The 13,879-nt window shown below is 52.3% G+C and carries 12 protein-coding genes; 6 read left to right on the top strand and 6 right to left on the bottom strand.

Annotated elements, in window-relative coordinates; all coding sequences use genetic code 11:
* Position 1 precedes the first annotated feature (1 nt).
* Positions 2-925 carry an ornithine carbamoyltransferase gene (argF, locus tag SH449x_RS09125; protein ID WP_482381026.1) on the top strand — a complete coding sequence of 308 codons (924 nt, stop codon included), beginning with the start codon at positions 2-4 and terminating at the stop codon, positions 923-925.
* A 34-nt stretch (positions 926-959) separates the two neighbouring features.
* Here the strand turns inward: argF and SH449x_RS09120 are convergent, their stop codons facing one another.
* The 3 genes from SH449x_RS09120 to SH449x_RS09110 all read right to left on the bottom strand — a co-directional run bounded on the left by SH449x_RS09120 (position 960) and on the right by SH449x_RS09110 (position 4,060).
* Positions 960-1,466: a hypothetical protein gene (locus SH449x_RS09120; RefSeq protein WP_482381025.1), complete on the bottom strand. Its 507-nt coding sequence runs from the start codon at positions 1,464-1,466 to the stop codon at positions 960-962.
* 68 nt (positions 1,467-1,534) lie between these two features.
* Complete coding sequence (locus SH449x_RS09115) at positions 1,535-2,662, bottom strand: ferredoxin family protein (RefSeq protein WP_482381024.1); 1,128 nt, start codon at positions 2,660-2,662, stop codon at positions 1,535-1,537.
* Positions 2,663-2,728: 66 nt separating this feature from the next.
* Complete coding sequence (locus SH449x_RS09110; RefSeq protein WP_482381023.1) at positions 2,729-4,060, bottom strand: DUF1552 domain-containing protein; 1,332 nt, start codon at positions 4,058-4,060, stop codon at positions 2,729-2,731.
* Between the two features lie 135 nt (positions 4,061-4,195).
* Here SH449x_RS09110 and SH449x_RS09105 point away from each other — a divergent pair, with 135 nt between their 5' ends.
* Positions 4,196-5,020: a sugar phosphate isomerase/epimerase family protein gene (locus SH449x_RS09105; protein WP_482381022.1), complete on the top strand. Its 825-nt coding sequence runs from the start codon at positions 4,196-4,198 to the stop codon at positions 5,018-5,020.
* A 20-nt stretch (positions 5,021-5,040) separates the two neighbouring features.
* Here the strand turns inward: SH449x_RS09105 and SH449x_RS09100 are convergent, their stop codons facing one another.
* Positions 5,041-6,726, bottom strand: coding sequence for a potassium channel family protein (locus tag SH449x_RS09100; protein WP_482381021.1), 1,686 nt, complete (start codon positions 6,724-6,726; stop codon positions 5,041-5,043).
* 281 nt (positions 6,727-7,007) lie between these two features.
* Here SH449x_RS09100 and SH449x_RS09095 point away from each other — a divergent pair, with 281 nt between their 5' ends.
* From SH449x_RS09095 to SH449x_RS09080, 4 genes are all read left to right on the top strand, one after another.
* Positions 7,008-8,288 carry a cation:proton antiporter gene (locus SH449x_RS09095; protein ID WP_482381020.1) on the top strand — a complete coding sequence of 427 codons (1,281 nt, stop codon included), beginning with the start codon at positions 7,008-7,010 and terminating at the stop codon, positions 8,286-8,288.
* A 176-nt stretch (positions 8,289-8,464) separates the two neighbouring features.
* Positions 8,465-9,061 carry a rhodanese-like domain-containing protein gene (locus SH449x_RS09090; protein ID WP_482381019.1) on the top strand — a complete coding sequence of 199 codons (597 nt, stop codon included), beginning with the start codon at positions 8,465-8,467 and terminating at the stop codon, positions 9,059-9,061.
* An 84-nt stretch (positions 9,062-9,145) separates the two neighbouring features.
* Positions 9,146-10,576 carry a rhodanese-like domain-containing protein gene (locus SH449x_RS09085; RefSeq protein WP_482381018.1) on the top strand — a complete coding sequence of 477 codons (1,431 nt, stop codon included), beginning with the start codon at positions 9,146-9,148 and terminating at the stop codon, positions 10,574-10,576.
* Between the two features lie 26 nt (positions 10,577-10,602).
* Positions 10,603-11,424 (top strand): sulfite exporter TauE/SafE family protein, encoded by an 822-nt coding sequence (locus SH449x_RS09080; RefSeq protein WP_482381017.1) that lies wholly within the window; start codon positions 10,603-10,605, stop codon positions 11,422-11,424.
* Between the two features lie 25 nt (positions 11,425-11,449).
* Here SH449x_RS09080 and SH449x_RS09075 read toward each other — a convergent pair whose 3' ends face one another.
* Positions 11,450-13,123, bottom strand: a complete 1,674-nt coding sequence (locus SH449x_RS09075; RefSeq protein ID WP_482381016.1) for a serine/threonine-protein kinase — start codon at positions 13,121-13,123, stop codon at positions 11,450-11,452.
* Positions 13,124-13,130: 7 nt separating this feature from the next.
* Positions 13,131-13,787: a sigma-70 family RNA polymerase sigma factor gene (locus SH449x_RS09070; RefSeq protein WP_482381015.1), complete on the bottom strand. Its 657-nt coding sequence runs from the start codon at positions 13,785-13,787 to the stop codon at positions 13,131-13,133.
* Positions 13,788-13,879: the final 92 nt, after the last annotated feature.

The following is a 13,879-nucleotide window of genomic DNA, read 5'->3' as shown; positions in this document are numbered from 1 at the left end:
AATGAAACACCTAAGATCTCTTCTAGACCTCAACATTGACGAGTTTCACGGCATCCTAGATTTGGCTGCCTCCATCAAGCAGAAGTACTTGGCGGGGGAACGCCCCGATTTGCTCAAGAACCGGACCACGGCTCTCATCTTTGAGAAAGCCAGCCTCAGAACTCGGGTTAGCTTCGAAGCCGGGATGGCACAGCTCGGAGGTTCGGCACTCTTCTTAACCGGCGATGTAGGATGGCGACAGCGAGAGTCGATTGGTGACTTCATTCGAGTTCTAGCCGAGTACTGTGATTTCGTCGTGTGTCGCGCCATTTCGCAAGGCACCATAAACGAACTCGCTTCGTACAACGTCGTACCGATCATCAACGGTCTCACGGATGAATCTCATCCTTGCCAAGCGTTGGCCGACTTCATGACCATGAAAGAGGTGACAGGCACCGTTGAGGGCAAGCAGCTCACGTTCGTGGGGGATGGGAATAACGTGGCTCGCTCGCTTTTCGCCGCTTGCTCTATGGGGAGAGTTAAGTTTCGTTTGGCGGCTCCCGAGGGATACCAGTTCCAACCCGATCTGATCGACCGAGTCAAGAAACATGCTGGCTGGGTCGATTTTGAACAAAGCTCCGATACTGCTTCCATGCTTCGAAGTGCTGATTTCTTGTACACCGATGTGTGGACTAGTATGGGACAAGAAGCTGAAGCGGAGAAACGAAACTCCGATCTGCGTCCTTACCAGGTCAACGAGCAACTGCTGAAGCTGGCTCCGTCGCACTGCAAGATTCTGCATTGTCTACCTGCCCGCCGTGGCATGGAGATCACCGACGGTGCCATGGACTCTGCCGTTAGTATTATCTTCCCGCAAGCAGGCAATCGCATGCACCTGCAAAAAGGGTTGCTAGTTTGGTTGGCTCAGCAGAATGGAATCTTGTAGCGTGCTGAGAATGTTGGCTGGCTACGTTGATTGGCTACGATTCCTTTGATTCCGCTGCCTGTCTGGTTGCCAGATCTATCAATCGATCCCATTGGGTTTGCAGGGATTGGATCTGATCGGAGCTCCAGCTCTGGCCTATAAAACTAACGAGATACAGCAGGATGATTCCTGCAATCGATGCGGGGCAGAAGACCCAAATCCAACGCCACTCGTTATCCTTGGCATGCATGGATGACAAGGCAAATAGCAAAGAAAAAAGGGCGGTGAAAACAAAAGCCAGGTAAAGAACCCAAACCAACGTCCAGACCTGTTGGCGAGGTGCAAAACGTCCGTGGATCCGAGTTTCACCCTGCATGTCGTCCATGCTAATCGAAAGATGCGGTGACCAGCATCGCAGCTCTTTGGTTGGGACATGCATCTCGAAATACCCGTCAAACGTGTAGCTTTCCCAGTTCCAAGTCTCCGAGATGAGTCGCTCTTGAATACGTTGTTGAAGCTCTTGCTTCGCCACCGGCAGGACCACTTGAAACGTGGGCCGCATGGAGAATGAATTGACGGAGAGGGATTGGCTGGAGAGGGAAGACATAGGGAGGGAAGACTTGGAGAGGTTTATAGATCGAGGTCATCCAATTGGTCTATCAAATTGTCGAGCGCATCTTTGGCCTTAGGTTCTTTAGATGCATTCGTAGCATTTGCAGTCGCCGGAGTTGACGTGGCCAGAGAAGCCGAGGTTGCCTGTCCGACGGCGGACCGTCCTGCTAAGATTAACTGTTCATCTCTTTCGCGAGCAGCGGCGGCAGCGGGATCCTCGTTCCTCTCCGGTGCACCGAATAGTTTGGACAAGTCGATCTTAAAGGCACCACCCGCTTCTACGGGAGCACCTGCGATGGCAGGTGTTTTGTGCTGAGGGAAAATAATGGCGTTCTCAGGGCATACGCGAGAACAAGCCGGACAACCTTTGCGACAATTGTCAGGCTGCTCTACCAAGATCGTTTCCGCTCTGTCGACCCCATAAACTCCGAACAAGCAGAAGTCGATGCACTCCATGCAATTGGTGCAGCGACTGTAGTCGATCACGGGGTACCACCGTCGCGTGGGATGCTCGTCGATTCTTATGGGAACGATCCCGAGTGGAGCATCGTGAGCGACTGGTTGCTCTAGGGCGCCTGCTAAACTGGCCGACAGTGCGGTAGTATTCGTTGGATTCAAAAACCGATCCAGCGATAGAGTGACTCGCTCCGAATCCCTTTGCAGATCTTCCAGCTCAAGAATTCTGCGAAACTCCGCTTCGTAATCTGCAAGGGATGAGCTGGAACGAAGGTCGATCGAGTAGATACTGCGGTCCGGTCGAGCGTAGATATTGGCGACGCGATCCGAAGCCTTTTCGTCGTCATCCCCCTCTGAGTCACCGTCTTCGTTCTCATCTTCGAGCAATGTGTCAGGATTCTTAAGCTCAACGGGTCCGAATTGGCCACGCACATCCATGCGATCCAAGACCCAGAACGCGGCTCGGTCGAAAAGCCATGTCAGCAGAACCATCGGACCTTTCCACTCTCGCATCCGCTTGAGACTCTCGCTGTCTTGCGACAAGTCGTACAGGTGCGGCACGACGATGGATATCGTGCTGGGCAAGGCAGCAGCCATGCTGGCGATTCCGTCCTCGAGCTCTCGTTTCTCGGGGCTTCGGCTCTGGCCTTGGGACACTACGACCAATAGTCCGTGGTTTTCGCGAATCATTTGGAGTTAATGCCTGAGTCTTATCGTGTAAAAGTAACTAAGGATCCGAGGATGCTCTCAACCGGGTCAAGTGAGCCCGGTCAGTGTTCCAGTGGAATCGCTGAACGATGATTCAGCAACTCCCATTTTCTGGATAATCGTCAGGAGCACGTTGGAAAAGGGTGGGTGCCGCTCGGGATCGAATCCCAAATGCTGATTATGACGAATTCCCAGGCGTTTGCCACCAGCCACAAGCAACGGCAGATTCTTGGGAGAATGCTCTCCTCCTTTTCCGCTGTTCATACCGGAGCCAAACACAATCACGGTATGATCCAGAACCGATCCCTCTCCCTCGCCTGTCGTGGCCAAAAACTCGAGAAATCGCTTGAGCCGGCTTACGTGGAATCGGTCAATCGCGGCGAGCTTGTCCAGCATGCCAGCATCTCCGCCGTGATGAGACAGTTCGTGGTGATTCTCACCACCTCCTCCAAAGCCGCCTGCTTCACGCGACCATTCGAAACTGATGACCCTAGTCGAATCGGTGATAAAGGCCAAGTAGGACAGCTCCAGCATGACATCCAACCACATCGGTCGATCATGCCCGTCGCCGGGTTTCGATGAGAGTTGTAAATCCTTTCGATCAACGTACGGTTTGGGGCGATCAATCCAGCTTTCCATACGCTCGATTCGCAATTCCGTTTGCCGCACGCTCGTCAGATATTGGTCGAGCTTTTCTCGATCCTCTTTACCGATCCTTTTGCTCAAGCGATTGGCTTCGCCGAGAACGCTGTCCAGGATCGAGCGGCGTTCGTGGAATCGTTGCAGGGTAGCTTTCTTGTCTTCGGCGGAATCAGGTACGAACAGACGCTGAAACAATCTCTGAGGAGAATTCTCGGCCGGAAGAGGAGTTCCGGCGCGATCAAAGGAGAGGGTGTGGGAGTGACCTGCTGATCCCGTACCTGATTGATCCGACAATTGTAGCGACGAGAAACGAGTCTCTTTACCAATCTGCTCCGCGATCACTTGGTCGGCAGAGATGGTGTTCGCATAGTCTTTCCCAGGAACTGCTTTAAGGTCCGCTCCCGTTAACCAAGTATCTGCACCGGAGTGACCACCCTCGCTGTGCGGGTGTCCTAAGCCGCTAATGACGCTGAACTCAGATCGGTAGGGTTCGAGAACTTTGAGTGTGGAGGACAGGGAATAATCTCCGCCGGTCGCTTCTGGAATCCACTCGTGAATGTTTACACCGTTAGGGACATAGCAGAATATTGCGCGAGGTGCTGGGTCAACCTGCGAACGGGACCAAGGCTTGAACTGAGAATCGGCCGCCTTGAGGGGACGCATGGCATTCAGAAGCGGTAAACTCAACGCAACTCCCAGACCGCGAAGGGTGGTGCGTCTCGAAATGGAGAATGTCAAGCCTACCTCCGATTGGGGGCGATTTGGGGTTCTGGAACAAATGAAATGTCTCTGTGCCGCAAGGGAGGTCGCGTTACCCAACCTCATGCCCTATATTTTAGCAAACGAATCACCCTTAGGAGCGTACAAAACATAATGAAGTTTGCGATCTGCAACGAAACATTTGGCGATTGGCCCATCGAACAAGGCTTTGAGGCTGCGGTCAAACATGGATATACAGGAATCGAAGTTGCACCGTTTACTCTCGGAGTGGATGCGAATGCCGTGACATCTGCGGCCCGAGATCATTACCGTAAGACTGCTGAAAGGTTTGGCTTGGAGGTTGTAGGATTGCACTGGTTGCTAGCCAAAACCAATGGCTATCACCTGACTACCGATGACAAGGTAATTCGTGATCGCACCGCTGTGTACCTTCGGGATTTGGTGCAGCTCTGCAGTGATCTCGGCGGAAGCGTCATGGTGCTTGGTTCACCGCTTCAAAGGAACTTTCCACCCGAAATGGGACATGAACACGCCACTAAGAATGCCACCGAGGTTTTGAAACAAGTCGTGCCGGCACTTGAGGAGCGAGGAGTTCGCATTGCGGTCGAGCCACTGGGGCCTCAGGAAGGCAACTTCTTGAATCATGCTCACCAAGCTCGTGAGTTAATCCAAATGGTTAATAGCGAACAAGTCCGTTTGCATCTCGACGTGAAAGCCATGAGCAGCGAGGGGAAACCAATTGAGGACGTGATTCGGGAAAATGCGGATCTTCTGATTCACTATCATGCCAACGATCCCAATCTGTTAGGACCTGGTATGGGGGAGGTCGATCACGTGCCGCTGTTCCGAGCCTTAGATGAGATAGGTTATAAAGGCTGGGTTAGCGTCGAGGTTTTCGATTATTCACCGGGCGTCGAGAAGATTTTGTCCGAGAGCCTGTCCTATATGCGGTCTGCAATCCAAACTTCGCGGGCTTAGTCATTGGATAGCCCTAAGCACTACTCTGCAATCGAAGCAAAAAAGCGTGCTTCTGATTCGGCATCGCCGACGACGACCAGCGTGGCACCTTTTTCCAAAACCGAGTTTGGTAGTAGTTTGGCGTTAAAGTGCCCCTCCGATTCGATGGCAACGACGTTACAGCCGGTGCGTTGTCGGAATTGGCATTGCGCCAAAGTCTTTCCAGCCAACGAGGAAGGGACAGGGACCCTGAATACATCCAGCCCTTCGGCTAAAAGTATGGAACTGCCGCGCCGGAAGATGTTGAAGATGCTACTAGCACCGGTGCTAGCGTATGACATCACAAAATCCGCACCGGCACGGTGAAGGGTCGATACGTTTCGGTCTTGATTGGCACGCGCCAAGATTTGGATATCGGGCCGTAAGCGGCGACAGTAGAGGGCAAGATAAACGTTAACGTCATCATCGTGCGTTGTGATGACTACAGAAGAGCTCTGCATGAGGCCAGCACGCTCCAGGACTTCGAGTTCTGCCGCATCACCTAGAACGTAATGCTCCGGATTGCGAATTCGGTCCGGATTTCGATCGACGATCTTGTAGGTGGTGCCAAGGACGCCGAGTTCTTTGGCTGTGGCTCGTCCCACTCGACCTGCTCCCAGAATGATCGCCGATGCTTCTTGTCGGCGGTATAAGCAGAACAAGCTATCGTACTCATCCAGCTCCTGTCTCGTACCTGCCATCAGGATGATCGTGCTCGTTTCGACTTTTGTTTCAGGGCCAGCTATCGCAAACTCGCCACGATTCCAAACTCCCACGACGCTGACCTTGGCGTGATCGGTGAGACGGATTTCACTTAACGTTCGACCTACCATTGGTGTGCCGGCAGCAGACGCTTCTGCAATTAGCAAATCACCAAATTCACCCACCACTAGACTGCGCGCGTCTTGGCCAAAAACACGCCGGGCGAAAGACTGACCGAGCATATCGCTAAGCTGCAAAACATGATTGCATCCGGCCATGCCAAGAATATCGACCGATGCTGCGGCGGATGCTAACGAAACGATCGATACTTTTTCGGAGATTTCACGGACGGTGAAGGCAATGTTCGTATTGGTGGTATCTCGCTGGGTTGCAACAACCATCGCGGCTTGCTCGACTCTGGCTTTGCTATACGTTGTGGGATCATCGACTTCCCCGACCATGACGCGAAACCCTTCGTCGTGCAGCAAGAGGGCTTCGTTCAGTTCGTTAACCAGGATCGTATAGCTGATGGACGCACGTTGAAACATGCGGACCAAGGATTGCTCGACGGATCCAAAGCCGGTCAAGATAACGTGCCCGGAAGTTTTGCTCGGTAGCTCGCGCGGAGCACGCGCCGAGGCCTGAGCATCCAGCCAAGGAACGTAAAAAAACTGGATGAACATGAACGGTAGTAGCATCAACACAAAGACGGAGCCCGAGAGAAGCACCACGATTGAGAAAAATCGGCCGACGTCGGATTGAAACGTAATGTCCCCAAAGCCCAGGGTGGACATAACAACTATGACCCAGTAGACACCGGCAATCCACGAATGCTCTTGCCCCTCCAATCGCATCAAATAGTGAAACAGGGCGGTGTAGATCATTACCATAATGATAAAGCTGAGCACCAATTTCCCCAGCGACATTAGATTCCGCCGACGAGATGGGTTGGCGAGAAAGCTCGCAACGATGGCAAATGACTTCATCAGGCCAATAAGGTTTCGTGGTTATGGGACTTAGATTCTACGAAGTCTAACGGGAATGTATGGTATCGGCAGCCTTTCTGTGGCGACAGTCTTGTAGCGGTAGGAGTGGGCTCGATTCCCGCTCAGGGTGGCTGCTAGCTCGACCGCCGGGCCAGACGTATCCCTACGAACGCAGGTTTGTTGTCGCAACAATATTTGTCTGGACAGGTATTTGATGCAGGATTACCATACACGACGAGCATTTATAGGGCTTTTTGCATTGATTACACTGGGGTTTCGGAATGGATAATCTTCATCTGGCGGTTCAATTTTTCGCCCAGATCGCGATTATTCTCGCTTTTTGTAGGATAGTGGGGCTAGTAGCGAAGCGTTTTGGGCAACCTCAAGTAGTAGCAGAAATGATTGCTGGTGTTCTGCTTGGGCCCTCGTTTTTTGGCTATTTTTGGCCCGAGTATCAAGAGTGGGTCTTCCCTTGGGATCGGTCGCAGACGACTCGCGATACCCAAAGTTACCTATTTCCTGCCTCGCAGTTGGGGCTCGCACTTTACATGTTCATCGTGGGAATGGAGTTTCGGATGGACATCATCCGTCATCATCTCCGGTGTTCGATCGCGGTTTCAATGGCTGGGATGGTCGCCCCTTTTTTGCTAGGAGCTGGATTGGGTTGGTTTTTCTACAACCACACGAACTTGTTCCCAGAGCGGACCTCAACGTTTGAGGCGATGCTGTTCCTCGGTGCCTCGATGTGTATTACGGCTTTTCCTATGTTAGCCCGGATCATCCACTTCAAGGGATTGTCTGACACGACGATGGGAACCGTTGCCATTGGAGCTGGGGCGATCGATGATGCGACCGCCTGGTGCTTGCTCGCTGTTGTATTAGCGAGTTTTGATATGAATACATCGGCAGCGATTGTCAATATCGCGGGTGGAGTTGCATTCGTTGCGGTCGTGCTCTTGTGTATTCGTCCCCTCCTATCGCGGATGGAACAGTACATGCTAGAGAGTGAGCGATTGACGGAAACGGGTGTTGTGGTGGGGATTGTGCTGATGTCTCTGGGGGCTTGGTTCACGGACCTGATTGGGCTCCACGCGGTGTTTGGCGCATTCATTATGGGAGCTGCGATCCCACGTACCTTTATGGCCAATCAGCTAATCCAACGCATCCAGCCGCTAACGGTAGCATTGCTATTGCCTTTGTTCTTTATCTATTCCGGGCTGAATACGAAGATCGGGTTGCTGAATAGCCTGGATCTGTGGGGTTATTGTATGCTTGTGTTGTTGGCTGCGATTGCAGGCAAAGGAATCGCATGCTGGTTTGCGGCTCTGGCGACGGGCTTGCCGAATCGGGAAGCCATGGGGATCGGAACTCTCATGAACGCACGCGGCTTGATGGAGCTGATAATTATCAATATCGGGCTCCAGCGAGGTATTATTTCCGAAGAGTTGTTTGCGGTCCTGGTGATCATGGCCGTCATCACAACCCTGATGGCCTCTCCCATTTTCGACTGGCTTGTGCGTGGACAATTTCCATCTTCTAGGGTGATTGCTGAGCCCAAGTAACTCTTTATATTTCCCAAGTTAATCGAATGGGAAGGTTGGGGAACGAAAAAATCCTGTACGTGCTTGTAACTATTCGTGTCTTCAGGGATCTGTACTAGTGAGGCATAGAATTGGACTGCTAGATGGGAATTCTTGCCGGAGTCGTTTTCCAGTAAACCACAAGGGAGTTCGTAATAATGAGCCAAACTATCACAGCCACAGAGCTGAACAAGCTAATTGCCAACGGAGAAAAGCTTCAAGTGATTGATGTGAGGACTCCGGTTGAGTTCCGAGAGGTTCACATCAACATCGCAAAAAATGTCCCACTGGATCGTCTGAATCCACAAGAAGTCATGGCGTCTCGCAACGGAGCTTCGAGCCAACCGCTGTACATCGTTTGTCGCTCGGGTGCTCGCGGCGGACAAGCTTGCCAAAAGTTTCTGGAGGCGGGCTATTCCAACGTTGTTAACGTCGAGGGTGGTACCATGGCTTGTATTCGTGAGGGGATGGCAGTAACCCGTGGCAAAAAGGGGATCCCGCTTCAGGGGCAAGTCCAGATTATCGCGGGAACACTCGTGATGAGCGGCGTTTTGCTCGCCATCTTCCTGTCGAATCAGTACTGGCTCTTGCTGTCTTTAGCTGTAGGCGCCGGATTAACCTTTTCTGGATTAACAAATACCTGCGCCATGGGAGTCCTGCTGGCACGAATGCCCTGGAACCAAGTTGCTGAGCCAGATAAACAAGTCGATGCACCCGCGAATCAAGTCCCACAACCCCCTACCTGCTGCTCATGATTTAGTATCGAATAGCCGGTGGGATCTTGCAGTAAATTCAGATACAATATTGTCCAAATATCGAAAAACAGGGAGTCCCAAGTAATGTTACTAAAATATTTTTATGACAAACAACTAGCACATGCTTCGTACATGGTAGGTTGCCAAAAAACGGGGGAAGCTATCGTCATCGATCCAGGTCGCAATATAGAGCCTTACATCGAAGCAGCAAAAGCCGAGGGATTAAAGATAACGGCTGCCACCGAGACGCATATCCACGCCGATTTTGTGTCGGGATCGCGGGAACTAGCGGATCGGCTTGGAGCCAAGCTATATCTATCCGACGAAGGGGACTCAAACTGGAAGTATCAGTTCGCTTCGAAGCACGATAGCCAGCTTCTTAAGGAAGGAGATGTTATCAGCGTCGGGCGAATCAAGCTCGAGGTGATGCACACTCCAGGTCATACCCCGGAAAGCATTTCCTTTGTCCTTACCGACGAAGGGGGAGGTGCGAACGAACCTATGGGGATCTTCACAGGCGATTTCGTCTTTGTGGGCTCGATCGGTCGTCCCGATTTGCTGGAAACCGCAGCAGGCGTCGTCGGCAGCGCGGAATCGGGAGCACGCCAGCTTTATCATTCCGTCGATAAGTTTATGGCTTTGCCAGATCATTTGCAGGTTTGGCCCGCTCACGGAGCAGGTAGCGCCTGCGGTAAGGGACTGGGGGCGATTCCGTCGTCAACCGTTGGCTACGAAAAGCGATTCAATCCAGCCTTAAAACCGCGCACGGAGCAAGAGTTCGTCGACTATATTCTGTCCGACCAACCTGAAACACCGTTCTACTTTGCCGTTATGAAGCGAGTCAACAAAGAGGGGCCTGAACTCATACGCAATTTGCCCAAAGTACAACCAACACCTGCTTCGAGTATCCAGCAGACAGCACAGCATGGTCAACTTCTCGACACTCGAGATTCTGCAAGCTTTGCGACAAATCATGTGCCAGGGGCTTTGAACCTACCGCTGGGATCGCTGGTACAATGGGCTGGTTTTCTGGTGGATTACAACCAACCGGCCGCGTTGTTTGTTAAGCAATCAGCGCTCGAGTCGGCATTGCAAGGCTTGCGTTCGATCGGCATTGATCGGGTCACCATGTTCTACGATTTGGATGATGCGGCGATACAAATCGCTATGACAGAAAGCTATCCATCTGAGTCTCCCGTTAGCCTAAAGCCGGCTATAGAAAACGGGGCGGTGCAGTTGGTGGACGTACGTGCGGCGACCGAGTATCGCGAAGAGCGAATCGCAGGTGCAACGCATTGCTTCTTAGGAAAAATAGCCCGTGAAATCGAGCGTTTTGATAAGAACAAGCCAATTGTCACGCAGTGTTTAGGTGGTGGACGGTCCGCGATCGCCGCGAGTGTCCTTCAAAAAGCGGGTTTTCAAGTTACCAATATGACCGGTGGGATCAACGGCTGGAAGAGTGCCGGGCTCCCCACGGAGGCTGCGGATAGTGAGTCCTGTAGCTTGTCCAGTTAAGAGCTCCTTGTGAGATCGGATCGATCATGATTTTCGCCGCCACCCTAACGTTATTGTTTGGTAGTGTCATTGGGCTCTCTTTAGGGCTGACCGGGGGTGGCGGAGCAATCTTTGCTGTTCCACTATTGGTTTATGGTCTTGGATTACCCCCCCGCGAAGCTATCGGAGTCTCTCTTATAACCGTTGGCTTCACCGGTGCGTTAGGATTCTTGCAGAGAGCGAGAGCTGGGCAAGTTGAGTTTGCCACAGGAACCGTCTTTGCAGTGGCGGGAATCTTAGGAGCCCCGCTGGGAGCATTGATCGCAGGGCAAGTCTCCGAGTTGCTATTGATGGCTCTTTTCTCAGGTCTGATGCTGGTGATCGCCATCAAGATGTGGACGGCTTCGATCACGCATGAATATCAACGACCTGATCGATCCGTTGAGGAGAGCGGACCAGTTTGCAAACGATCTTTGGATGGAAAGCTCAGGATAACCTCACCTTGTGCGATGCTTTTAGGAGCAGTCGGATTTGGAGCTGGTATTTTGGCCGGTATGTTTGGCGTGGGTGGTGGATTCATCATCGTGCCAGCGTTGGTTTCCTTTGCATCGATGGGAATGCAAAGAGCTATAGGAACCTCTCTGTTTATCATTACTATCATCAGCATATCGGGAACGGTTGGCCATTTGATGTCAGGCAGAACCATTCCGATCGAGGCTACGACTATCTTCACGGTTGGTAGCATTTTTGGACTGCTGCTCGGGACTGCGTTGTCCGTTCGGCTTCATGGCAAGGGGCTACAAAAGACTTTCGCGGTTGCCATTCTGATGGTTGCTATTTTTGTTGTACTGAAGAGTTTCGCGTTTTGAAGCGTAGCAGGGGTAAGATGGCTCGCTACGGATCGGTGTTGGTTAAACTCTGTTTGTAGTACTTCAAACCTGGAACGAAGAACGAGGTGGCTGCGACGGCCCCAAAGATCAGATGGGCAACAGAAGGGTAGGCCAGCATCAGCCCCGTGGTCGCAAAGAGACATACGGCTTGGATATAAAACACACCACTTAGAATGCCAGCTTTGATTAGGAATATCATGCCGCTTATCACCCCGAGCAACGGAGTGAGTTGCAACGGACGCAAATTCAAAGCCCATTCGATAGGGAAGAGGGAAGCGATAGCGATCATGCTTGCTCCCCAAACGTGTGCGATTTGCCTTTCGACAAAAGTTACTGGCCCCATTCTTCTTCGCAAGGCCCAGAAGACTCCTGCCCAGGCACCTAAACCGACCGTCCATAGCAAAGGATAAGTCCACCGGTTGACATCATTCCATTGGAGAATCTCCGTCAGCACGCAAACTAAGATGAGCACCAGAGAGTGCCACATCCAAAGTAAACCCCAGTTCTCCAGGACGGGAGCATGATGCGTTTCGCGAAAGTATCGAGCGATGATCTGAGCGAATTGACCGGATCGTGCCGAGATGGGTTCGTCTCTCAAATAGGCCAGCAAATCGTCTCCCATCGCATCGGCAGACCGATACCTCAGATCCTGAGGCTTCTGTAATGCTCGGACTGCAATCATCTCCAAATCGCGATCCACATGCGGAGCGAGAACGCGGGGAAGGGGTGGGTCTTGCTCCAAGATCTTAAAAACGAGATCGACCGGGTTCTTGCCAATGAATGGTGGTCGTCCTGTTATAGAATGGTAAAGCACCGATCCGAGCGAATATACATCGGAGGCAGGACCGATGGGGCCCAGGCGACCACTCGCTTGTTCGGGGCTCATGTAAGTCGGAGTCCCCAACACCACTCCCGTCTTGGTCAGGGAGTCCATCGAGTCGCTTACCTTGGCCAATCCGAAATCGGTCAGTCTCGCATGACCGGTTTCATCGATAAGAATGTTCGAAGGCTTGATATCTCGATGCACGATACCGCGTTCGTGGGCGAACTGGACTGCGCGACAGATCTGCTCCATATAGCGAGCAGCTATCCTGGGAGTAACGTTGCCATCCTGAATTAATTCGTAAAGTGTCCGACCCTTGATAAGCTTCATGACGAAGTAAGGACGACCATCAATTTCTCCAACGTCATAGACAGGTACGATTCCAGGATGCTCAAGCTTGGCCGTTGCACGTGCCTCCGCAAAAAAACGCTGTCGATCTTGCTGGGTTGCTAGTTGATCTTTGAGAATCATCTTGATCGCAACTTCTCGATCAAGACTGATTTGTTGAGCTCGATAGACGATTCCCATACCCCCTCGACCGAGAAGCTCGCGAATCTCAAAGTCTCCGAACTGATAGGGGAGTGGTAATTGCCAAGTGCCTGAACCTTTGTCGCTCCCGGATCGAATCGCGACGGCCTCGACAGCACCGACTGCTTCGGTCACGACAATGGTTCCCCAGAGGGATCGCAGCTCTTCAGCGAATTCCGGATAGCGTTTGCATTCCTCGACGATATCGATCGAGTCCCCCAGCTGATGGCGGTCTGCCAAGCCGGCGACGATTACGGCGAGGCGTTCGTCGATTTCTGCTGACTCGAGATCGTCTTCTTCCTCGCTCGCGGAGTAAAACTGGGACATCAGGCGGCTACTCCGGCAAATAGCCTTGCAAAGGAGGCAAGGTCTCCATGATTCCTCGCAAACGTTTGAGCGCCCTCAAGTAACGCATGCTGGCCGCCGGTTCGGTCAAACCGAGCACTTGAGCGATTTCTTGGTTATCGAGTTGCTCATAGTGTCTCATCAGGATGATTTCGCGATCTTTTTCCTTCAGCAGATGAACGGCGGCTTCGACCTGTTGGGCAAGTTCTTTTTGCGTGGCAGCAGCAGCGGGGGTCAACGAACCGTCTCGAAACTGGTTGGCCAGCTCGATCGTCGATTGATCCGGAGGGCCTTTACCTGGTTGAGGTTGCTCTCGATCCACGCTCCGTTTGGCTGAAACCCGATGCCGTCGATGGGCATCGATGATGCGATCCTTTGCAATCTGGCGAATCCAAAGGTGAAATGGCATCACGGGATTGGACAGATACTCGCGCAGCCTCCGATTCGCCTCGATGAGAACATCCTGAATCACGTCGCTCACGTCCATGCGTTGATTCAAGCGTTGGTCGAGTCGGAGCTGGATCATTCGCCGCAGCGAGTCTCGGTGGCGATCCATCAGATGGTCTACCGCGTCAGTCGCGCCATCCTTGATATTGACTAATAGTTCTGCGGTGACTTCACCGTCTGGCCAGATCGATTTGGACATCGTTACACATGGTATTTCGACGTGTTTTGGGAAATTGATACACTATAGTTTAGCTCGCTGTCCATACTCGCTACATTTCCCAGCGCTCGCTT

Source organism: Brakhagea baltica, assembly GCF_052161605.1.
In the GTDB taxonomy this organism is placed as follows: domain Bacteria; phylum Planctomycetota; class Planctomycetia; order Pirellulales; family Pirellulaceae; genus JBKCUI01.
The sequence above is the reverse complement of the archived record's forward strand: the minus strand, read 5'-3'. Positions and strand labels throughout refer to the sequence as shown.